Here is a 21,681-nt window from a genome sequence, read left to right on the forward strand (position 1 = left end):
AACCGCCGAACCTGACAGCCTTCCGCTAACAGTGGTAGGATGGTCGGTGGACGATAATTACGGTAACAAGCATGTTAGACAATATACTCAGAATTGCCACTCGCCAAAGTCCCCTTGCACTCTGGCAAGCACATTATGTTAAGCAACGTCTTGAAACTTTTCACCCGCAGCTCACCGTTGAGCTGGTGCCAATGGTCACGCGCGGCGACGTCTTGCTGGATACGCCGCTTGCCAAAGTAGGCGGGAAAGGGCTGTTCGTTAAAGAACTGGAGCTGGCCATGCTGGACGGGCGAGCGGACATCGCCGTCCATTCCCTGAAAGATGTGCCGGTGGCATTCCCTGAGGGTCTCGGGCTGGTCACCATCTGCGAGCGCGACGATCCCCGCGACGCCTTTGTTTCCAACCATTATCAAACGCTGGATGAGCTACCAGCGGGCAGTATTGTAGGCACCTCAAGCCTGCGCCGTCAGTGCCAGATAGCCGAACTGCGTCCAGACCTGGTGATTCGCTCCCTGCGCGGCAATCTTGGGACCCGCCTCGGTAAACTCGATAAAGGCGAATACGATGCCATTATTCTTGCCGTCGCCGGGCTAAATCGCCTTGAGATGCAGGACCGCATCCGTTACGCCTTACCGCCGGAAGTGTCGTTACCCGCGGTCGGACAGGGTGCCGTCGGCATCGAATGCCGCCTGGACGATGAACGTACCAGAGCGCTGCTGGCACCGCTGAATCACCATGAAACCGCCGTTCGCGTTAGCGCCGAACGTGCGATGAATATGCGCCTTGAAGGCGGCTGCCAGGTGCCAATCGGCAGCTATGCGGAGCTGAAAGATAACGAGCTTTGGCTACGCGCATTAGTCGGCGCTCCGGATGGTTCCGTCATGGTACGCGGTGAACGTCGAGGTAAGCCGGAAGATGCCGTTACCATGGGCGTTTCTCTTGCTGAAGAACTACTGGATAACGGTGCGCGTGAGATCCTCGCCGCCGTTTATGATGGAGACGCTCCCGCATGACGATCCTTGTCACCCGCCCCTCCCCAGCCGGGGAAGAGTTAGTGAGCCGACTGCGCACACTCGGGCAGGTGGCTTACAGCTTCCCGCTTATCGAGTTCTCGCCCGGTCGGCAGCTTTCGCAGCTTCCGGCTCAGCTTGCGGCGCTTTCGCCCGGCGATCTGGTCTTTGTGCTTTCACAGCACGTCATTGACTATGCCGCCCCACTTATGCGCCGCAGCGGTATCCCCTGGCCAGGCAGTCTGCACTGGTTCGCCATCGGCAGAACTACCGCCCTGGCTTTTCATACCGCCAGCCATATTCCTATTCGTTACCCACAGGATCGGGAAACCAGCGAAATCTTGCTACAATTACCGGAATTACAGAATGTTGCTGGTAAGCGCGCGTTAATTTTACGCGGTAACGGCGGGCGTGAACTGTTGGGAGAGACGCTTGAGGCACGAGGTGCCGAGGTCAGTTTCTGTGAGTGCTACCAGCGAAGCGCTATTATTTACGATGGAACAGAAGAGGCCCACCGCTGGCACACCCGGGGGATCTCAACGCTGGTGGTGACCAGCGGTGAAATGCTACAGCAGTTATATACGCTAACGCCTGACTGGTATCGTGAGAACTGGTTACTCCGCTGTCAATTGCTGGTTGTCAGTGAACGTCTGGCATGCCTCGCCAGGGAATTGGGTTGGCAGAATATTCGGGTCGCCGCGAATGCGGACAATGACGCGCTACTGAGTGCGTTGCAACACACCTAACAATAACAGGACGCCACAATGACGGAACAAAATACTTCCTCCGCCATAGTTGAGGAAACCACACCCGCGGCTGAGACGCCATTACAAGCCGAGCCCGTGACGAAGAAAAATCGTTCCGGCATTGCAGGTATTGCGCTGGGAGCGATAGCCATTGCCATTGCCCTGGCATTAGGTGGCGGACTTTATAGCTATGGTAAACACCAGGTATCCACCCAGACGGCGACCAGCGATGCGCTGGCAAACCAGCTAATTTCACTGCAAAAGCAGCAAGAAGAACAAAAAAGCGCATTTGAAGCGACGCTTAAACAGCAGGCCACTGCGCTTAGCGACGCGAATAAACAGCAGACAGCTCTGGCACATCAACTGGACGAAGTGCAGCAGAAAGTTGCGACGATTTCCGGCAGCGATTCTAAAACCTGGCTGCTGGCACAGGCCGATTTCCTGGTGAAGCTGGCTGGCCGCAAGCTGTGGAGCGATCAGGACGTTACGACGGCAGCCGCGTTATTAAAAAGCGCTGACGCCAGCCTGGCAGATATGAACGATCCGAGCCTGATCACCGCGCGCCGCGCACTGACCGATGATATTTCTACGCTGTCTACGGTAACGCAGGTCGACTACGACGGGATTATCCTCAAGCTAAATCAGCTTTCGAACGGTCTGGATAATTTGCGCCTGGCCGACAACGACAGCGATGATTCCCCGATGGATTCTGACAGCAGCGAGCTGTCGGGCACTATCACTGAATGGCGCCAGAATCTGGTGAAAAGCTGGCATAGTTTTATGGATAGCTTTATTACTATCCGCCGCCGGGATGAAACCGCCGTTCCGCTGCTGGCGCCGAATCAGGACATCTATCTGCGCGAAAACATTCGCTCCCGCTTGCTGGTAGCCGCACAGGCGGTGCCGCGCCATCAGGAAGATACCTACAAGCAGGCCCTGGATAACGTTTCGACCTGGGTTCGCGCCTATTACGACACCAATGATTCAGCCACTAAAGCATTTCTTGAAGAGCTTGATGGGCTGAGCCAGCAAAGCATTCATATGGATATTCCGCAAACCCTGCAAAGCCAGGCGCTGCTTGAAAAACTGATGCAAACCCGGGTTCGTAATTTACTTGCCCAACCTGCAAATCCTGCTGCCAATAATGCCCAGCCGGAAGCGGCGCCGGCACAGCCAGCACCCGCTGTAAGTCAGGGGGAATAAGTATGATTAAAGTCTTATTGCTCTTCCTGCTGTTGATTGCAGGTATCGTGCTGGGGCCAATGCTGGCAGGCCATCAGGGCTACGTATTAATCCAGACCGATAACTACAATATTGAAACCAGCGTGACCGGATTAGTCATTATTCTGATCCTGACAATGGTGGTGTTGTTCGCCATCGAATGGGTATTACGCCGTATTTTCCGTACCGGTGCCCGCACCCGTGGATGGTTCCTTGGCCGCAAGCGCAGCCGTGCCCGCAAACAAACCAAAGCTGCGTTGTTGAAACTGGCTGAAGGCGATTATCAGCAGGTTGAGAAGCTGATGAGCAAGAATGCCGATCACGCCGAGCAGCCGGTGGTCAACTATCTGCTGGCTGCCGAAGCGGCCCAGCAACGCGGGGATGAGATTCGCGCTAATCAACATTTAGAACGCGCAGCCGAGCTGGCAGATAACGATCAGCTCCCGGTAGAAATCACTCGCGTTCGCTTGCAGCTTGCTCGTAATGAAAACCATGCCGCACGTCACGGCATTGATAAGCTTCTGGAAATTGCGCCGCGCCATCCGGAAGTGCTTCGCCTGGCTGAGCAAGCTTATCAGCGAACCGGCGCATGGAGTTCAATGCTGGATATTCTGCCAGCCATGGAGAAAGTGCAGATAGGTGATGAGGCCCATCGCGATACGCTGCAACAGCAGGCGTGGATCGGGCTCATGGATCAGGCCATGGCCGATCAGGGCAACGAAGGTCTGAAAGCCTGGTGGCGTAACCAAAGCCGTAAAACACGTCACCAAACCACGCTGCAGGTGGCCATGGCGGAGCATCTCATTGAATGTGACGATCACGATGCCGCCCAAGAGACCATCCTCGACGGGCTTAAGCGCCAGTATGACGATCGTCTGGTACTGCTGATGCCACGCCTGAAGTCGGGTAACCCGGAACAGTTGGAAAAAGCCTTACGTCAGCAGATCAAAACACAGGGCGATCGCCCTTTACTGCAGAGTACGCTTGGCCAGCTGCTGATGAAACATGGCGAATGGCAGCAGGCATGTGATGCATTCCGTGAGGCCATCAAACAGCGCCCGGATGCCTACGATTATGCCTGGCTGGCAGACTCTCTCGACAAACTGCATAAGCCTGAAGAAGCCGCCCTCATGCGCCGGGATGGTTTGTTGCTTACCCTTCAGCCCCCTTCCAACGCCTGATTTTCAGGGCGGTGTTCTGCCGCCCTTTCCCCCACGCAAAAAAAACACCTGCCAAAAGGCAGGTGTTAAACAGGTCTGTTTGACAACTAAGTGGTGCTTCACTCAACGTTATGTCCATGGTGTTGGATGAGACCCCATCGGGGCGACATCTGTCGGTGGACGATAAGCACCGTAATCAGCTCTGCGTCATTCCTGGGTTTATGAAGCCGAAGCAAACATAAGAAGTGGAATGAGCATCTACGAATCCATTATTGCACAATACATGCCAGGTTTGCATTTAGAAACGCATCTAGCTACCAACATTAGTCATTTCATAGTATTAGCGCAGAAGAGCGTTTGTCTTTTGGCTTCTCCTCACGCGGTCATCAGGAGAGACAAAATGTCTCCTGGAGGAGACGACTTATGCTAAAAAAAATTAAACCAAATAAAAACAATGAATTATATGTCTCCATTTAGAGACATAAAATCACCCAATTGTCTCATCTGAGCGACAACCCTGGCGGGCGGGGATATCAAGAGGAATGGGACAGGGTATGAGACGCGGCCATTAACGAGAGAGGATTATTCCCCTGCGGGCCGTTGCCAAAGCAACGTTGTCTCGCTGCGCTCGGCTCAAACCTCCTTCGGAGGCTCTCATCCTCTTTGTGCTTCAGATGCAAAAAGGCCAGCTCGAAAGCTGGCCTTTTCTAATGTGGTCGGCGAGAGAGGATTCGAACCTCCGACCCACTGGTCCCAAACCAGTTGCGCTACCAAGCTGCGCTACTCGCCGAATTACTGCTTTTACTGCCGCTTTCAACACATCAAAAGCTTATTAAGGCTCCGGGCTGAAAGCAAAAACCCTTCTTCAGAAGGGCTTTTAAAATTTGGTCGGCGAGAGAGGATTCGAACCTCCGACCCACTGGTCCCAAACCAGTTGCGCTACCAAGCTGCGCTACTCGCCGAAATACTGCTTTTACTGCTGATTAATTTAGGTGTGGTGCGAAGAGAGGGACTTGAACCCTCACGTCCGTAAGAACACTAACACCTGAAGCTAGCGCGTCTACCAATTCCGCCACCTTCGCATACATCTAAATTAATGGGGTGGCTAATGGGACTCGAACCCACGACAACTGGAATCACAATCCAGGGCTCTACCAACTGAGCTATAGCCACCACTGTAAAACTTTGACGCGGTATATGATACCACCGCAGCTCAAGCGCCCGCTTAAATGGCGCGCCCGACAGGATTCGAACCTGAGACCTCTGCCTCCGGAGGGCAGCGCTCTATCCAGCTGAGCTACGGGCGCGTAGCGCCGTTGCGGGGTCGGATAATACGGGCTTCGTGCTCAGCTGTCTAGTGCTTATTTCAATAAAATACTCGCAAAACTGCGCGTTTGGTTATGCTTTGTGCATCCTGATGCTTATCCGTTCAGTTTTTCACTAACGGCATGCTTATTCAGGCCAAACACCTTATAAACCAGCGTCACCGCGGCCAGGAAAACAACGCCAACCGTCAGCGACATTCGCGTATCTTCATTCAGCCCCATTCCCACCAGGACGCACACCAGGAACGCCATAGTCAGGTAGTTTGCCCATGGGAATAAAATAGAGCGGAACGGATGGCTGGCAATGGCCTCACGGTGCGCCTTACGGAAGCGAATCTGGCTAATCAGGATCACAAACCACGGCACCATACCCGGTAATACACTGGCGCTATAGACATAGACGAAAACGCGTTGCGGGTTCGGAATGATATAATTCAGGCAAGAGCCGAGCAGCAGAATGCCGATTGAGATCGCCACCCCTACGACAGGCACACCGCTACGTGAAACCGTCGCCATTTTAGCCGGGAGCTGACGGTTTTTCGCCAAGGCATATAGCATACGTCCGCAGCTGTACATACCGCTGTTACAGCCAGACAATGCCGCCGTCAAAACAACAAAGTTAATAATCCCTGCCGCCGCCGTGATACCGATTTTCGCAAATGTCAGTACAAACGGGCTACCTGTGGTACCGATTTGGTTCCACGGGAAAATAGTGACGATAACGAAAATCGCGCCCACATAAAAAATCAGAATACGCCACAGCACTTTCCCCACGGCGCTACGCAGCGTAACCTGCGGATTCTTCGCCTCGCCGGCCGTGATGCCGATGAGCTCCACCCCCTGATAGGACGCAACAACAATACACAACGCGGTCAAAAAGCCTTTCCAACCGCCAGCAAAAAAGCCGCCGTGCTCTGTCAGGTTGCTGAAGCCTATCGCCTGACCATGATTGCCAAAACCAAAAAAGATAACGCCCAGGCCTACGACGATCATCACGATGATGGTCGTGACTTTAATCATCGCAAACCAAAATTCTATTTCACCGTACAGGCGAACTGCCGCAAGGTTTGCCAGCGCCACAAGGCCGACAGCAAAAATAGCGGGCAGCCACTGAGGAAGATCCGGGAACCAATATTGGACGTAGACCCCAATCGCCGTGATTTCGGAAATACCGACCGCCATCCACATAAACCAATAGGACCAGGCCGTCAGATACCCAAAAAAGGGACTCATATAGCGATGAGCATAGACGGCGAAGGAACCGGCAACGGGTTCAAGGAACAGCATTTCTCCCATCGAACGCATGATGAAGAACACGAACAGGCCCGCAACAATGTACGCCAGCAGTACCGACGGCCCGGCCCATTTGAGGGTACTGGCGGCGCCCATAAACAGGCCAACACCAATGGTTCCTCCCAGGGCGATAAGTTCGATGTGTCGAGCTTCCAGCCCGCGCTGCAGCTCTGCTTTTTTCTCTGCCATAAATCCTCTGTATTGTGTTTGCTTTACTCCGGTTTTTACCGGTTATTGTGTTTGGTTATTGCCAGACTCAATAACAGGCCATGCAGCGTCGGCAAGAGATTTGCTGGCGCAACATCACTACGGCACTGCATCGAGTGGGCGCAATGGTTCCGTATTTTTTACAAAATTACAAATAACTGAGTAACAAACTGGAATAAGTCTGGTTAAAAATCGCGCAGAGAAAGCAAAACGCGCCCGGATGAGCGCGTTGGAAGGTTTAAAGCTTATTGGTCCAATGCCAGCGTAGATAACGCAGCAGGCGGAGTTGCCGTTTGATTCGGGTCGGCTGAGACAGCAATCTATATAGCCATTCCAGACCGAAATTTTGCCAGACCTTTGGCGCCCGCTTTACATGCCCGGTAAACACGTCATATGTGCCACCGACGCCCATATAAAGTGCCTGAGGATACACTTCCCGGCATGCCTGCATCAGGATTTCCTGGCGCGGAGATCCCATAGCCACCGTGACAATCGCCGCGCCACTTTCGCGAATGCGCTCAAACAATGCCGGGCGTTGCTCATCGGTAAAATAACCGTCCTGGCTGCCAACGATATTGACCTGCCACAGCTGCCTTAGCTTAGCCTCGGTTTGTGCCAGGACTTCAGGCTTTCCCCCCACCAAAAATACCGGGATATCCTCCTGACCTGCACGCTGCATCAAAGCTTCCCACAGATCGGCACCGGCTACGCGGTTCACTACGGCTCCCGGAAATTTTTTACGGATGGAGCGAACAACGCTTATCCCGTCGGCATATTTGTATTCTGCGGCGGTGATAAGGCCACGAATTTGCTCATCATCTTCTGCCGTCAGGATTTTTTCGGCATTGATTGCCACAAATGTCCCCTGACGTAAATTGCCCCCCGCATAGAGATAATCCAGCGCATGCTGCATATCTCGCCACCCCAGTAGATTCAGACCACGGATGTTATAGGAAGGGGCTTCAGTAGAGTTGTTCATGTACATCCTTATCATGCATTCTGCGTGTCGGCGGCAGGAGCAGGCACGCGTCGCAGGCGCTGATGAATAAGCCCTGCGCTTTCAAATAGCCAGTAAAGTAATTTTGCCACAACCAGGCAGGCGCCAAAAATGACGAGGAAGAACACCACGCGTGAGACAAAAGAGTCCAGCCCTTCACGAGCCAGAACGATCATATTGAAAATAGCACCAAAGCAGAACGCGTAGACGATTGCGGCTTTATAGCGGTTGCTTTCCCTGTTCGCCAGCTCATACAGCCAGTCAAACCATTTGATGATCAGCCCGACGACAACCGCGCCGAGAGGGATAAACCACACCCCACCCATCACCACCAGCGAACCAATCAACGTCGGAGAAATTGCCAGACCAGAATGGTTATTCAGCACCTGCCAGGTGAAATAGTTCGCGGTGTTCAGCACCGTGCCGGGGCGATCTGGCCAGACCCAGCTGGGTATGAATACGTAGAAATCACGAATGATGGGAGCCAGCCCCTGGAATTCGATCTTGTCGTAGTTTTGCAGCAGCAAACCAAGGTTTTCCCACGGCGAGAACGTATCGCGAGTCAGATAAAGGAAGGTGTAAAACGCCTCGTCCCCGCTGACGTTTAATCCGTAGCGCTTAAGCGCCAGCCAGAACATCCCGACAATACCCAGTACGCCCGCCGCCGCCAGCATCCAGAGCGAAATCCAGCCGCGAATAATGCCGATGAACAAGAAGATGGCAAAGGCGATGATGATGTTAGCGCGCGTCCCGCCGACAATCATGTAAGTCAGCAGTCCGAAGGCGACGGTGCTGACCAGGAAGAAGATCCAGGCCCGGCTGTCCTGCCGCAGGAAGTACACCACCAGCATGGCGGGAATAAAGAAATAGAAGAAGCGCTTGAGCGCTACGCCTGACACTTCACTGGAGAAAATTTGGCTGTAAGAGTGCAGTTTAAACAGCAGGAAGCCGTTATGGGCAAAGAAGATGCCGACGCTGACCAAAGCCACCAGCACCAGCATCAGCCACGTAAGATGCGTCTCAACGCGGTTCATGGTAAACAGCGGGCGACGCTCGGTGTGCCCGGCCTTCGCCCTGAGCCGGGTTTTATAGGTCACATAATAAATGCCATAGAAACAGGCCGCCGCGAGCTGCGCCTGCAACAGCACATCCGCGGGCACTACCGTTACCCCAAATCGGAACACCAGGGTACAAGTGAACGGAAAACCGAAAAAGAAGGTCAGTAAATAAAGCAGAGAAAAGAAGACATTGAAGTTAAACCGCACGCGGCGAAACTCCTGATACGTCAGCAATCCGATAAACCCGACCGACAGGAACCAGACAACAAATAACCCGCCAAATTGTGCCAGACTCATTTTTGCTCTCCTGCCGCGATGCTCAGCGCATGATGCCACCCATCAATATAGTTAGGGTTAAAGAAAGCGATGCTTTGTTTATCCAGTAAACGTAACTGGCGCTGCGCTTCCCTCACGGTCGCTTCATCAAGCGCATCCCCGGTAAAGAGCACCGGAATATGCTGCTCGACCATGTCCTGCCAGAACGGATTCTTACGATTCAGCACGCAGGGGATCCCCGCCTGAATCAGCAGGCACAGCGTGCCGATACCTTGTTGGCGTTCAAAAATAAAATAGCCGAGATCGCACCGGCGCAGCAGCGCCAGGTATTCATTGAATTCAATTTTTTCCGTCAATACCTGGAGGTTTTCCGGGCTAAACAAGGTACTACCGACCCGTTGCACCTCTGCAATATAAGCTTCGTTATTCGCCGGATAGCCCATTGGCACGACAACACGCACCGTGTCGCCAAACTGCTGGTGAATGGCCGTCAGCGCATCAACATGCTGATTACTACGATCGCCGGAATTTCCCACCAGCAGCGTCAGTTTCCCACTATCTTGCCGTTCGGCCGCCATCGTATTAAGGCTCGGATCCATACGGGTTGGGAAATACAACAGTTCACCTGATACCCGAGGATGACGCTGATGGAAATAGCTTAAATCCCCACGCGTAGCGAAAACGCGCCCTACGCGCCCCTGTGCAAACCGGCGCAGCCGATAGAACAGGCGGAATTTGATGCTGCGGGAAACTTCATACAGGTCGGCCCCCCAGATATGCCAGTTCATCTGCTCTGGCTTCAGGCCCCCGGTTAACAAAGCCACCCAAAGGCTGCCGTTAAACTGCCCGTGGAAAAAGAAACGCTGCTGCCGGTTCGCTCGAGCTTTAGCCAGAACCTCTGCGGCAATAGCCTGCTTCGAAGAGCAAAGCGTGATCGACAGCGCCGGAAAAGCGGACAACAGGGATTGATCTCCGGATACCACGATAAATTCTCGGGCGTGGGGAGTCGTGGCGGCTAAAACGTCGTTAAAGAAACGCAATACCGTCTGATTGTGATGAGGGATATCAGATCCCAATACGTGAATCAGTGTTGTCATGCTCGTCTACGATAAATAAGGAAAACGCCACAGCAGAGCGCAAAATAAACAATATAGGTAGCCATATAGGCCTGAGCCGCCCCCAGCGCACCGTGGACGGGTATCAACCAGCGAGAAAAGCCGGTTAACAGAACAAACTGACTGATTTCAGTCAAAATATAAAAACGCAGTGACGCCTTAGCGATAACCAAATAGCCAAACACATAGGCCCCCACCTTCAGCACGTCCCCCACCAGTTGCCAGGCAAACAAATCACGCATGGCGATGAATTTTGGTGAAAACAGTAGCCAGATGGCGAAATCACGCAGCAGCCAGACTGTCAGGCTTGCCGCCGCCACGGCGGGCAGAACAAACTTTAGCGAGCGCAGTATCTCACGCGTAATGGCGCTTTTTTCTTTCAGACGCGCAAGCGTAGGCAGCAGATAAACGCTAAAAGATGCCGTAATAAACTGCAGATAGGCATCTGAAATACTGCTTACCCCTTGCCAGATACCGACTTCGTCCCAGCCGTAATGCGCCGCCAGCAAATTTCGCATCATCACATAGGCCACGGGGAGCGTGACTGAGGTGATCAGCGCCATAATAGTAAACTTGCCGAGATGGCTGGCCAGCAGTTTATCCCAGCTCGGCTTCAGGTAGCTCAGCGGAACATGTTCACGCCTCGCAAGCAAGACGACGGCAGGGATAACGATCAGGGCCGGCACCAAAGCCAGGCCTAACAGCGCCCCCTGGTAGCCGCCTAAACGATAGCAAGCATAATAAGCCAGCACGCCGATAACGCTGCCCGCAATCAGTGCCAGGGCGTTACCTGCGGCGTCACGAAATCCCTTCATAATGGCCAGCGACAGGTTTGCCCAGGCAATACCCATCTGGACCAACGCCACCAGTCGTACCAAGTTTTGGTAATCTGCATGGCCAAACAATCCGATGCTGATTGGCCGCGCGGCAAGAACGAATATCACCGCCAGCAGGGAAGAGAACCCGAGCACCATTGCCGAGGAGGTGCCGAGTACCCGCTTTAGCTGCTCCGGGTTGTCATGATGTTCGGCAACGTATTTGGTGACGCCGTTAAAAATACCCGCCCCGGCAAGCACGCCCAGCACGGTAACCATTTGGCGGAAGTTTCCGGCAAGCCCCACGCCGGACGGGCCAAAGGCCACGGCCAGCATTTTGACCACCAGCAAACCGGCACCAATTTTTACCAGCGTGGACCCGGCGGTCCACACTGAAGCTTTGGCTAACGACATCTCAGGCGAAGTAACTTTGCAGCGTATTGATGACGGTGCGTTGGTTCACCGGCGATAAGTTGTAGAACAGCGGCAGACGGAGCAAACGCTCGCTTTCGCGAGTGGTGAAGCGGTCTTTCCCATGGAATCGACCAAACTTTTCCCCGGCCGGGCAGGCATGCAGCGGAATGTAGTGGAACACCGCCATGATTTCCGCTTCTTTCAGGTAGGAAATCAGCGCGCTGCGGTCTTCAATATCGCGCAGCTTGATGTAGAACATATGGGCGTTCTGCACGCAGTTTGCAGGGACAACAGGCAGTTCTATGCGTCCGGCTTTAGCCAGCGGTGCAAGCGCATCGTGATAGATTTGCCACAGCTTTAGGCGCTGCTGATTAATCTTCTCTGCCGCCTCAAGCTGCGCCCAAAGATACGCGGCCTGCAAATCTGCCATCAGATAGCTTGAGCCAATATCACGCCAGGTGTATTTATCCACCTGTCCACGGAAGAACTGGCTGCGGTTGGTGCCTTTCTCGCGAACAATCTCTGCCCGTTCGATTAAGGCTGGGTCGTTAATCAGCGTCGCGCCACCTTCACCGCCCGCAGTATAATTTTTGGTCTCATGGAAACTGAAACACCCGATGTGACCAATCGCGCCCAGCGCACGACCTTTATAAGTGGACATCACGCCTTGCGCGGCATCTTCCACCACAAACAGGTTATGTTTTTTCGCGATGGCCATGATGGTGTCCATTTCACAGGCCACGCCGGCGTAATGAACCGGCACAATAACGCGAGTTTTTTCGGTAATCGCCGCTTCAATTTTGGTTTCGTCGATGTTCATAGTGTCAGGCCGCACGTCTACAAACACGATCGTTGCGCCCCGTAGAACAAAGGCATTAGCCGTTGAAACGAAGGTGTAGCTCGGCATAATCACTTCGTCGCCAGGCTTGATATCCAGCAGGATAGCGGCCATTTCCAGCGACGCAGTACATGACGGCGTGAGCAGAACTTTCTTGCTGCCAAAACGCTGTTCCATCCACTGCTGGCAGCGGCGGGTAAAACCCCCGTCTCCGCACAGTTTGCCGCTGCCCATAGCAGCCTGCATGTATTCGAGTTCTGTTCCTACGACCGGCGGAGCGTTAAATGGGATCATTTTTTCACCTGTATAACCAGAAGGCGGTGCTTTCTATCGTGGCACCGCTTTTAATATAGCGACGCAGCGCGGCGGTATTGCTCACCTGAGTTGCCACCCGCAGAGTTTGCAACCCGCGCTGACGACACCAGTCTTGTGCAGCAGCCATCAGCTCTTCACCTAAGCCCTGTCCGGCAAGCAGTCCAATTCTGGCCTCTTCGGCATTCAGTTGCCGTAATGTCACAAAACCTTGGTACTTCTCACTTTTTTGCAGCAACAGGCACTGATGATCAAAGGTGCCAAGCACGGCGTTTTCGATCCATTGCGCATAGAAACGGCCGCTGTCGCCGGCCCGATACCAGGGTGTACGAAATCGGCTTTGCGTGAACACCTGGGAAGCCGCCAGGCGAAGTGCAGGAATATCCTCCGGCTGTGCGATACCGACAGGAATATTTGCATTTTGCGTGCCAATACAAAGGGCTAAATCAACCTCACCTTCAACAAGCTGAAAGCCAAGCTGCTGCAGACCATCCAGCCAGTCGGTACGATGCGCGGGGATCTTTGCCTGAACGCGCGACCATGCACTTAGCTGCTCTTCCTGCAGGACAGGGGCTTGCTCAGAGAAGTGAACCACGCTGCTATTTACGTCAAAGAAGCGGTTTTCCCACTCCAGCCCCGCCAGGGTTGCATGAATCGGATTCATACCGGATTACCGCCAAACGCCTTTAGTATCGATAATCCACGGCTGGCGCACTTTGTCAGCTGGAACGGCTTTAAATTCTTTATGGTCAACCAGCATCACCAGCACATCAGCCTGGTCAAGAGCGACTTCCAGTGAGGTTAATTCACAGTGGCCGGCAAGCTTCGCCGGTAGTGTGTGGATATTAGGTTCGACGACTAACGTTTTACCGCTGTGCCATTCGGCCAGCAGCTCGGCAATTTCCATTGCCGGACTTTCGCGCAAGTCGTCAATGTTAGGCTTAAAGGCAAGACCAAAGCAGGCAATTGTCAGTTCGCTGGCCCGACGGCCTGTTTCAGCCAGGCAGTCGGCTATCGCGGCTTTGACTTGATTAATCACCCATACAGGCTTGCCGTCATTCACTTCACGAGCAGTACGGATCAGACGGGCCTGTTCAGGATTCTGCGAAACGATAAACCATGGATCTACCGCAATACAGTGCCCGCCGACGCCGGGCCCAGGCTGCAGTACATTCACGCGAGGATGGCGATTGGCCAGACGAATCAATTCCCAGACGTTGATCCCCTGATCCGCACAGATTAGCGAGAGCTCGTTGGCAAAGGCGATATTGACATCGCGGAAGCTGTTTTCCGTCAGCTTGCACATTTCGGCTGTGCGGGAGTTGGTAATAACACATTCGCCTTCGAGGAAAATGTTATACAGCTCGCTTGCACGGGCGGAACATACCGGCGTCATGCCGCCAACAACGCGGTCGTTTTTGATCAGTTCAACCATCACCTGCCCCGGCAAAACGCGCTCCGGGCAATAAGCGATATTTATATCTGCCTGCTCTCCCGCTTGTTGAGGGAAGCTCAAATCCGGACGCAGGGCGGCCAGCCATTCAGCCATTTGCTCAGTGGCGCCGACAGGGGAAGTCGACTCCAGCACGACCAGTGCCCCTTTCTTCAGTACGGGCGCAATGGACTCTGCCGCCGATTTCACATAAACCATGTCCGGCTCATGATCGCCCTTAAAAGGGGTCGGCACAGCAATAAGATAGGCATCAGCCTCAACGGGCTGCACGGTGGCGCTCAGGTATCCAGCGTCGACGGCAGCTTTCACTACCTTGTCTAAATCAGGCTCAACAATGTGAATTTCACCACGATTAATGGTGTCCACCGCTCGCTGATTTATATCCACGCCGATGACTTTACGTTGACGGGAAGCAAACGCGGCAGCGGTCGGTAAGCCAATGTAGCCCAGACCAATAACGGAGATGGTGGAAAAACTCATAATTTCACCTGATTTTGTTTTAAGGCATTTAAAATGCGGCCACAGGCCTCGCCATCGCCGTAAGGGTTATGGGCACGGCTCATCGCATTATATTCCTGCTCATCGCGGAGCAGTCGGGTGACTTCGGCAACAATTCTCTCTTCATCGGTCCCCACTAAGCGTACAGTACCTGCGGCAACCGCCTCAGGACGCTCGGTGGTTTCGCGCATCACCAAAACGGGTTTCCCAAGAGAAGGCGCCTCTTCCTGAATTCCACCGGAATCGGTCAAAATAAGCCAAGCGTGGTTCATGAGATAAACAAAGGGCAGATACTCTTGAGGCTCAATCAAAATCACATTTTCGATATGCCCCAAAATACGCCTTACAGGCTCACTGACGTTGGGATTCAGGTGAACCGGATACACTATCTGCACATCGCTGTTTTGTGCGGCAATTCTTGCCAGCGCGCGGCAAATACGTTCAAAACCATCACCAAAACTTTCCCGACGGTGGCCGGTAACCAGAATCATTTTTTTGCTGGCATCGAGGAAGGGGTGTTTCGCCTCAATGTCCTGACGCACAGTGTCTTGAGCCAGGACTCGATCGCGAACGGAAAGCAATGCGTCAATCACGCTGTTGCCGGTCACAAAGATTTTTTCTTCGCTGATGTTTTCTTTTAGCAGGTTCTGACGTGAGTTTTCCGTCGGTGCAAAATGCCAGGAAGCAAGATGGCCGGTTAAAGTACGGTTTGCTTCCTCCGGCCATGGGGAGTAAAGATCGCCCGTGCGCAACCCCGCCTCAACGTGACCGACAGGAATCCGCTGATAGAAAGCCGCAAGGCTCGCCGCAACGGTAGTGGTGGTATCGCCATGAACTAAAACAACATCCGGCTTAAAGGATTCCAAAATAGGCTTTAGCCCTTCCAGAATACGGCAGGTAATTTCCGTCAAGCCCTGCCCCGGTTTCATGATATTTAAGTCATAGTCTGGCGTAATGGAAAAAAGGTGTAATACCTGATCCAGCATCTCACGATGCTGTGCCGTTACACATACTTTCGCGTCAAAAAACGCGTCTTTTGCCAACGCATCCACCAGCGGGGCCATTTTTATAGCCTCCGGGCGCGTGCCAAAAACGGTTAATACTTTCACGGTGATTCTCTTATGTTGAATAAGGTGGAGGCATTCCATCGCTCCTCCACCGGGTAAAGGGCTTACGCTGTCTTTGGGCGGCGAGCTAACGCTACACCTGCACCGATAAGCGCCCCAACCGCACCCCACATAATCAGCAAGAACGCACGACGAGGACTGTCACGCTTAACCGGCTCTTCTGGCGTGCGTAAATAGCGGTAGGTCTGGAAACGAGCATCGACGGTCGGCCCAACATTCAGCGTGTTTAACATCGCCCGGTTTTGATCGTAATCGATATCAAAATCAGGCCCTACGGCCTGGAGGCTTTCCAGGCGAGCCTGGAGCATAGGGCGACCCAGCATGAACATTTCTGAATCCGGAAGTTCTTCTGCGGGGACATTCGTCTCGCTTCGGGTAATATTTTGCTGTTGAGCAATTTTCAGCGCCTGCTCAGTGCTTTTCATTTTGCGATCGTAGATAGACTTCGCCACAGCCTCCTGCCGTTTTACCTGCGCTTTCATCTGAATGGTACGCGCAGCCCAGGCACCGGTAAGCTCTTCATTCAGATGGCTGGCCGCACGCTGGCTGGCAAAAGCAACGTATTGCCGCAAGAGGTTATTGGCATCAGCGGCAGTTTCAGCCACCAGCTTTACGCTATCGCTGATATTACGGGCGCTGTCGCCCGGCGAGTACTGAATATTATCGACGATCTCATCCAGCAGTGCGGCATCGGCTTTGCTGTTCCCCACCTGACGCTGCTTGTAATAATCCGTCTGTAACCAGAAATCCCTGCGGGTATCATAGGCTGAAAGCTGTACGATGAACTCTTTGTACGCTTCATCCATTACCGAAGGCTGATCTGCCGTCGCCATATTGGCTTTCACATCGAGGTTGCGCAGGAACTGCTGCTGAGAATAGTAGCCCCCCAACATATTGACCGTTGGGCGGTCGGTGATAGCCGTTGCGCTCCACTCTTGTTTCGCTAAAAAGGTGTAAATCAGCGCAATAAGGGCAAACACTAAGGCAATTCCGATAATCCAGAATTTGCCCTGCCACAGCGTGCGAAACAAGCCGCGAATATCCAGCTCATTCTCCACTACCGGGTAATTACCTGGCACATGCTCTTTCATCGCTTCCCCAATTCAAGTCAGACTAAATGTTTACGTTGTTGTTTCTGCGAATGCGACGTTTATGGCGCCTGATAAAACGAGCCACTTTCCAGGCTCGTTTAATACAAAAATCGTATAGTACAAATGCTAGCAAGAACAATGCCAACATCAGCCACTCTGGGACAAAGTGTAAATATTCAGCAGTAACGCCAATGGCTGCAAGCAGCGCTGCAGCAAGGGTGATCAGCACAAACGCCTGCCTTGAAGTAAACCCAGCGCGCATGATCAAATGATGAATATGCTGCCGGTCTGCGGAGAACGGGCTCATCCCTTTACGCAACCGACGATACATAATAGCAATCATGTCCATCAGCGGGATCGCGATAATCCATAGCGCGGTAACCGGGCTGATCGGGTGTGTTTTACCCTGGGTGGTTTCCAGCAAGATCCAGATAACGGTAAAGCCGATGAGCGTGCTGCCGGCGTCTCCCATAAAAACTTTATAGCGACGTCCTAACAGGCCAAGATTCAAAAGGATATAGGGCAGAATGGCGACGATCATGGCGAAGCACCACATCCCCAAACTATGCTGACCATCCAGAAGCAGGATTATGCCCATAGCTGCAAAAGAAACCGAAGAGAGTCCCCCCAGCAGGCCATCAATGCCATCTACCATGTTGAACGCGTTGATCGCCGCCCAAACAGCAAACAGCGTCAGGAAATAGCCAAAAGGTCCAAGCACCAGTTCCCATGAACCGAAAATGAAACCCAGGCTACTAAGGCAAAGCTTGCCGTAGGACATCATGATAATGGCAATAAGAGCTTGCACAAAAGCCCTTATCTTCACGCTGATATCGAAGCGATCGTCCAGCGCACCAACCAAAACCAACACGCCGGCACAGGAGAGGTAAAGCCAAAGGTGCGGAATATAATCATTACTAATTAAGAAGGTAAAACATATACCCGCATATACTGAAATACCGCCTACAAGCGGGATTGATCCCTGATGTCGCTTACGGAAATTGGGCTTATCAACCAGCCCTACTTTGCGAGCAACTTTACGCGCACAAAAAAGAAATGTGGTAGTAAATAAAAAAACCAGGATTAAATCAGTTCCAGCGGTGAATAGATTCACAGTGAAAACTCTCGACGAAATAAAGGATCAGATTCATTAGCATCATAGTTGCTCTCTGCAAGACCGGTATTTGCCACGGTTTCTCCTTGAAATGACTGCACGTTATACGTTCAGGTTGATGCTTGATCCGATAAAAAACACACTATCTATTGTTAGATAAGGCCAAGCCATAGGAATTAGCTGCTATGCATATCGTATAGAGCAGAAAAGAAAAACGCCACGACTAAGCGTGGCGTTCCCCGAGTTTTTGTTGCTTACGAGCGCTTCATCATGTCGAAGAAGTCATCGTTGGTTTTGGTCATTGCCAGCTTATTGATGAGGAATTCCATGGCATCAATTTCACCCATTGGATGAATGATTTTGCGCAGAATCCACATTTTCTGCAGCTCTTCCTGCGTGGTGAGCAGCTCTTCTTTACGCGTACCGGAACGGTTGTAGTCGATAGCCGGGAAGACGCGTTTCTCAGCAATCTTACGGGACAAATGCAGTTCCATGTTGCCGGTGCCTTTAAACTCTTCGTAGATAACTTCATCCATTTTAGAGCCGGTATCGATAAGCGCGGTGGCGATGATGGTCAGGCTACCGCCCTCTTCCACGTTACGTGCCGCACCGAAGAAGCGTTTTGGACGATGCAGGGCGTTTGCATCCACACCACCGGTCAGGACTTTGCCCGATGCCGGAACCACGGTGTTGTAGGCACGCGCCAGACGAGTGATGGAGTCCAACAGAATGATAACGTCTTTCTTGTGTTCAACCAGACGCTTCGCCTTCTCGATAACCATTTCGGCAACCTGAACGTGACGAGAGGCTGGTTCATCAAAGGTAGAAGCAACAACTTCACCTTTAACCAGACGCTGCATCTCGGTCACTTCTTCCGGACGTTCGTCGATCAGCAGTACCATCAGGACACAGTCTGGATGGTTATAAGCAATGCTCTGCGCAATGTTCTGCAGCAGCATGGTTTTACCGGCTTTCGGCGGTGCCACGATCAGGCCACGCTGGCCGCGACCGATTGGCGATGCCAGATCCAGCACGCGAGCGGTTAAGTCTTCGGTAGAACCGTTGCCACGCTCCATACGCAGACGAGAGTTTGCATGCAGAGGCGTTAAGTTTTCGAACAGGATCTTGCTACGGGCGTTTTCCGGCTTATCGTAGTTAACTTCGTTAACCTTCAGCAGCGCAAAGTAGCGTTCGCCTTCTTTTGGCGGACGAATCTTACCGGAGATAGTATCCCCTGTGCGGAGGTTGAAACGGCGGATTTGGCTGGGAGAAACGTAGATGTCGTCGGGACCGGCGAGGTAGGAGCTGTCTGCGGAGCGGAGGAAACCAAATCCATCCTGCAGTATCTCCAGTACACCGTCACCAAAGATATCTTCGCCACTCTTAGCGTGTTGCTTCAGGATGGAGAAAATGATGTCCTGCTTGCGCATGCGGGCTTGGTTTTCCAGCCCCATATTTTCGCCGAGAGTAATCAGCTCAGAAACCGGCGTATTCTTTAATTCGGTAAGATTCATAATGGTGGGTTCTTAAACTCGGGGTAAATCTCGAACTTAGTTTCGTGAATGGTATGGCAGGGTCATCCGTGCCTGTTTAATGGCTACCACACATGTCTGATCGCTGCCTGGTCATAGGAAATACGCAGAACTGAAACGACAAGACGGAATGGGTGATAAGCCCGAATTCGGTTATGCGTCCGTTGTGATTGCTGTAAAAGAGAGTTGATTTGACAGCGAACGGGAAGCATTAAGGTAATACAAAGATTCAAACTTAAGGGCAAGTTTAAAGCGAAGTCATAGGTAACTTAGCATGTGTGACGCCGGGCGTCCAGCAGCTCGCAAAAAAATGCAAACGCGGCACGCACCGGCTGAGATTCCATTATGCCAGATTAGCGTCGAGGAACTCTTTTAACTGGCCTTTAGACAGCGCACCCACTTTGGTCGCAGCAACTTCGCCATTTTTGAACAGCAACAGGGTTGGGATACCACGGATGCCGTACTTCGGCGCCGTACCCGGGTTCTGATCGATGTTCAGCTTAGCTACGGTGATTTTGCCCTGATATTCATCAGCGATCTCGTCGAGAATCGGGGCGATCATTTTACATGGACCACACCACTCTGCCCAGAAATCAACCAGAATCAACCCTTCAGCTTGAAGCACGTCCGTGTCGAAACTGCCGTCAGTCAGGTGAATAATTTTATCGCTCATGTTCAACTCCACAGGATTATGTCTACCTTGTTGGTGTAGCATTAACCAACTTGGGGTGACTTTATTTCACCCGGTTTATTTCAACGGATGTGCTTTCGTAAAGCAATAGTAAACTGATATTCTACCACACTATGAGCAAAACACATTTGACCGAAAAGAAGTTTTCCGACTTCGCCCTGCACCCTAAGGTGATAGAAGCCCTTGAAAATAAAGGGTTTCATAACTGCACCCCAATCCAGGCACTCGCACTTCCGCTGACTCTGGCGAATCGTGACGTTGCAGGGCAGGCGCAAACCGGTACAGGCAAAACGATGGCGTTTCTGACGTCCACGTTCCACTATTTACTTTCTCACCCGGTTCCAGAGAACCGTCAAGTGAATCAGCCGCGCGCCTTGATTATGGCGCCAACCCGCGAGTTAGCGGTACAGATTCACTCTGATGCGGAACCGCTGGCGCAGGCGACTGGCCTGAAGCTTGGCCTTGCCTATGGCGGCGACGGCTATGACAAACAGCTGAAAGTGCTGGAAAGCGGCGTCGATATTTTGATCGGCACGACTGGCAGACTGATTGATTACGCCAAACAAAATCACATTAACCTGGGCTCGATTCAGGTTGTGGTCCTGGATGAAGCCGATCGTATGTACGATCTTGGCTTTATCAAAGACATTCGCTGGCTGTTCCGCCGCATGCCGCCGGTCACCCAGCGCCTGAATATGCTGTTCTCAGCCACGCTCTCCTACCGCGTACGTGAGCTGGCTTTCGAGCAGATGAACAATGCGGAATATGTGGAAGTTGAGCCAGAGCAGAGAACCGGCCACCGCATTAAAGAAGAGCTTTTCTATCCTTCTAACGAAGAGAAAATGCGTCTGCTGCAAACGCTGCTCGAAGAAGAATGGCCGGATCGTGCCATTATCTTTGCTAACACTAAACATCGCTGTGAAGATATTTGGGGCCATCTGGCCGCCGACGGTCACCGCGTTGGGCTGCTAACCGGCGATGTCGCACAGAAAAAACGCCTGCGCATTCTGGAAGAGTTTACTCGCGGCGATCTGGACATTCTGGTCGCAACAGACGTGGCGGCTCGCGGCCTGCATATTCCAGCTGTTACGCACGTCTTTAACTACGATCTGCCTGATGACTGTGAAGATTACGTTCACCGTATTGGCCGTACCGGTCGTGCCGGGGCAAGCGGTCATTCGATCAGCCTCGCTTGTGAAGACTACGCCCTGAACTTATCGGCGATCGAAACCTATATTGGCCACGCCATTCCGGTGAGCAAATATAACGCTGAAGCACTGTTAAATGAGTTCCCACCGCCAAAACGTCTGACCCGCAGCCGCCCAGGCAACGGTCCACGCCGCGGTGGTGCTCCTCGTGGTAATCGTCGTCGCGCAGGTTAAAAAAAT

Annotated in this window: 18 protein-coding genes and 5 tRNA genes; 5 read left to right on the top strand and 18 right to left on the bottom strand. The window is 52.7% G+C overall.

Annotated elements, in window-relative coordinates; genetic code table 11:
* The first annotated feature begins 71 nt into the window (after positions 1 to 71).
* From hemC to VW41_17885, 4 genes are read left to right on the top strand one after another with little or no spacing between them, the layout of a single operon-like run.
* A complete protein-coding gene (gene hemC, locus VW41_17870) occupies positions 72 to 1,013 on the top strand; it encodes a porphobilinogen deaminase (GenBank protein ID AJZ90759.1) in 942 nt (313 codons plus the stop codon).
* Positions 1,010 to 1,756 (top strand): uroporphyrinogen-III synthase, encoded by a 747-nt coding sequence (gene hemD / locus VW41_17875; GenBank protein AJZ90760.1) that lies wholly within the window; start codon positions 1,010 to 1,012, stop codon positions 1,754 to 1,756. Before hemC ends, hemD begins: the two co-directional genes overlap by 4 nt.
* Positions 1,757 to 1,774: 18 nt before the next feature.
* Positions 1,775 to 2,959, top strand: coding sequence for a uroporphyrin-III methyltransferase (locus tag VW41_17880; GenBank protein AJZ90761.1), 1,185 nt, complete (start codon positions 1,775 to 1,777; stop codon positions 2,957 to 2,959).
* 2 nt (positions 2,960 to 2,961) lie between these two features.
* Positions 2,962 to 4,158, top strand: a complete 1,197-nt coding sequence (locus VW41_17885; GenBank protein AJZ90762.1) for a protoheme IX biogenesis protein — start codon at positions 2,962 to 2,964, stop codon at positions 4,156 to 4,158.
* A 692-nt stretch (positions 4,159 to 4,850) separates the two neighbouring features.
* Here the strand turns inward: VW41_17885 and VW41_17890 are convergent.
* The 18 genes from VW41_17890 to trxA all read right to left on the bottom strand — a co-directional run bounded on the left by VW41_17890 (position 4,851) and on the right by trxA (position 20,275).
* Positions 4,851 to 4,927, bottom strand: a tRNA-Pro gene (locus tag VW41_17890).
* A gap of 95 nt (positions 4,928 to 5,022) precedes the next feature.
* Positions 5,023 to 5,099, bottom strand: a tRNA-Pro gene (locus tag VW41_17895).
* A 33-nt stretch (positions 5,100 to 5,132) separates the two neighbouring features.
* A tRNA-Leu gene (locus VW41_17900) sits at positions 5,133 to 5,219 on the bottom strand.
* 15 nt (positions 5,220 to 5,234) lie between these two features.
* A tRNA-His gene (locus tag VW41_17905) sits at positions 5,235 to 5,310 on the bottom strand.
* Positions 5,311 to 5,367: 57 nt separating this feature from the next.
* Positions 5,368 to 5,444, bottom strand: a tRNA-Arg gene (locus tag VW41_17910).
* A gap of 114 nt (positions 5,445 to 5,558) precedes the next feature.
* Entirely contained in the window at positions 5,559 to 6,944 is a 1,386-nt protein-coding gene (locus VW41_17915) for a D-alanine/D-serine/glycine permease (protein AJZ90763.1), read from the bottom strand.
* Positions 6,945 to 7,200: 256 nt separating this feature from the next.
* Positions 7,201 to 7,941, bottom strand: coding sequence for a UDP-N-acetyl-D-mannosaminuronic acid transferase (locus VW41_17920; protein ID AJZ90764.1), 741 nt, complete (start codon positions 7,939 to 7,941; stop codon positions 7,201 to 7,203).
* A gap of 11 nt (positions 7,942 to 7,952) precedes the next feature.
* Complete coding sequence (locus tag VW41_17925) at positions 7,953 to 9,314, bottom strand: common antigen polymerase (GenBank protein ID AJZ90765.1); 1,362 nt, start codon at positions 9,312 to 9,314, stop codon at positions 7,953 to 7,955.
* Positions 9,311 to 10,390, bottom strand: a complete 1,080-nt coding sequence (locus VW41_17930; protein AJZ90766.1) for a 4-alpha-L-fucosyltransferase — start codon at positions 10,388 to 10,390, stop codon at positions 9,311 to 9,313. Before VW41_17930 ends, VW41_17925 begins: the two co-directional genes overlap by 4 nt.
* Complete coding sequence (locus VW41_17935) at positions 10,387 to 11,637, bottom strand: O-antigen translocase (protein AJZ90767.1); 1,251 nt, start codon at positions 11,635 to 11,637, stop codon at positions 10,387 to 10,389. Before VW41_17935 ends, VW41_17930 begins: the two co-directional genes overlap by 4 nt.
* Position 11,638: 1 nt before the next feature.
* Positions 11,639 to 12,769, bottom strand: a complete 1,131-nt coding sequence (locus VW41_17940) for a TDP-4-oxo-6-deoxy-D-glucose aminotransferase (GenBank protein ID AJZ90768.1) — start codon at positions 12,767 to 12,769, stop codon at positions 11,639 to 11,641.
* A gap of 4 nt (positions 12,770 to 12,773) precedes the next feature.
* The gene (locus tag VW41_17945) at positions 12,774 to 13,451 is read right to left on the bottom strand and encodes a TDP-fucosamine acetyltransferase (GenBank protein ID AJZ90769.1); all 678 of its coding nucleotides are present in this window, start codon (positions 13,449 to 13,451) and stop codon (positions 12,774 to 12,776) included.
* 6 nt (positions 13,452 to 13,457) lie between these two features.
* Positions 13,458 to 14,720 carry a UDP-N-acetyl-D-mannosamine dehydrogenase gene (gene wecC / locus VW41_17950; GenBank protein ID AJZ90770.1) on the bottom strand — a complete coding sequence of 421 codons (1,263 nt, stop codon included), beginning with the start codon at positions 14,718 to 14,720 and terminating at the stop codon, positions 13,458 to 13,460.
* Positions 14,717 to 15,847, bottom strand: coding sequence for a UDP-N-acetylglucosamine 2-epimerase (locus VW41_17955; GenBank protein ID AJZ92015.1), 1,131 nt, complete (start codon positions 15,845 to 15,847; stop codon positions 14,717 to 14,719). The genes wecC and VW41_17955 overlap by 4 nt, the downstream gene beginning before the upstream one ends.
* 62 nt (positions 15,848 to 15,909) lie before the next feature.
* Positions 15,910 to 16,956 carry a lipopolysaccharide biosynthesis protein WzzE gene (locus VW41_17960; protein ID AJZ90771.1) on the bottom strand — a complete coding sequence of 349 codons (1,047 nt, stop codon included), beginning with the start codon at positions 16,954 to 16,956 and terminating at the stop codon, positions 15,910 to 15,912.
* 22 nt (positions 16,957 to 16,978) lie between these two features.
* Positions 16,979 to 18,070: a UDP-phosphate N-acetylglucosaminyl 1-phosphate transferase gene (locus VW41_17965; GenBank protein AJZ90772.1), complete on the bottom strand. Its 1,092-nt coding sequence runs from the start codon at positions 18,068 to 18,070 to the stop codon at positions 16,979 to 16,981.
* Positions 18,071 to 18,324: 254 nt separating this feature from the next.
* Positions 18,325 to 19,584, bottom strand: a complete 1,260-nt coding sequence (gene rho / locus VW41_17970) for a transcription termination factor Rho (GenBank protein ID AJZ90773.1) — start codon at positions 19,582 to 19,584, stop codon at positions 18,325 to 18,327.
* A 361-nt stretch (positions 19,585 to 19,945) separates the two neighbouring features.
* Positions 19,946 to 20,275, bottom strand: a complete 330-nt coding sequence (gene trxA / locus VW41_17975; protein ID AJZ90774.1) for a thioredoxin — start codon at positions 20,273 to 20,275, stop codon at positions 19,946 to 19,948.
* Positions 20,276 to 20,406: 131 nt separating this feature from the next.
* Between trxA and VW41_17980 the strand changes: the two genes are divergently transcribed.
* Positions 20,407 to 21,675 (top strand): ATP-dependent RNA helicase RhlB, encoded by a 1,269-nt coding sequence (locus tag VW41_17980; GenBank protein AJZ90775.1) that lies wholly within the window; start codon positions 20,407 to 20,409, stop codon positions 21,673 to 21,675.
* Positions 21,676 to 21,681: the final 6 nt, after the last annotated feature.

Origin of the sequence: Klebsiella michiganensis, from assembly GCA_000963575.1 — a bacterium.
In the GTDB taxonomy this organism is placed as follows: Bacteria; Pseudomonadota; Gammaproteobacteria; order Enterobacterales; family Enterobacteriaceae; genus Cedecea; species Cedecea michiganensis_A.

Coding starts and splice junctions, on each gene's coding strand:
- VW41_17945 (AJZ90769.1), bottom strand. CDS start 13,451: ATGAATCCGATTCATGCAACCCTGGCGGGGCTGGAGTGGGAAAACCGC.
- VW41_17935 (AJZ90767.1), bottom strand. CDS start 11,637: ATGTCGTTAGCCAAAGCTTCAGTGTGGACCGCCGGGTCCACGCTGGTA.
- rho (AJZ90773.1), bottom strand. CDS start 19,584: ATGAATCTTACCGAATTAAAGAATACGCCGGTTTCTGAGCTGATTACT.
- VW41_17960 (AJZ90771.1), bottom strand. CDS start 16,956: ATGAAAGAGCATGTGCCAGGTAATTACCCGGTAGTGGAGAATGAGCTG.
- VW41_17930 (AJZ90766.1), bottom strand. CDS start 10,390: ATGACAACACTGATTCACGTATTGGGATCTGATATCCCTCATCACAAT.
- hemC (AJZ90759.1), top strand. CDS start 72: ATGTTAGACAATATACTCAGAATTGCCACTCGCCAAAGTCCCCTTGCA.
- VW41_17925 (AJZ90765.1), bottom strand. CDS start 9,314: ATGAGTCTGGCACAATTTGGCGGGTTATTTGTTGTCTGGTTCCTGTCG.
- trxA (AJZ90774.1), bottom strand. CDS start 20,275: ATGAGCGATAAAATTATTCACCTGACTGACGGCAGTTTCGACACGGAC.
- hemD (AJZ90760.1), top strand. CDS start 1,010: ATGACGATCCTTGTCACCCGCCCCTCCCCAGCCGGGGAAGAGTTAGTG.
- VW41_17980 (AJZ90775.1), top strand. CDS start 20,407: ATGAGCAAAACACATTTGACCGAAAAGAAGTTTTCCGACTTCGCCCTG.
- wecC (AJZ90770.1), bottom strand. CDS start 14,720: ATGAGTTTTTCCACCATCTCCGTTATTGGTCTGGGCTACATTGGCTTA.
- VW41_17920 (AJZ90764.1), bottom strand. CDS start 7,941: ATGAACAACTCTACTGAAGCCCCTTCCTATAACATCCGTGGTCTGAAT.
- VW41_17880 (AJZ90761.1), top strand. CDS start 1,775: ATGACGGAACAAAATACTTCCTCCGCCATAGTTGAGGAAACCACACCC.
- VW41_17915 (AJZ90763.1), bottom strand. CDS start 6,944: ATGGCAGAGAAAAAAGCAGAGCTGCAGCGCGGGCTGGAAGCTCGACAC.
- VW41_17885 (AJZ90762.1), top strand. CDS start 2,962: ATGATTAAAGTCTTATTGCTCTTCCTGCTGTTGATTGCAGGTATCGTG.
- VW41_17940 (AJZ90768.1), bottom strand. CDS start 12,769: ATGATCCCATTTAACGCTCCGCCGGTCGTAGGAACAGAACTCGAATAC.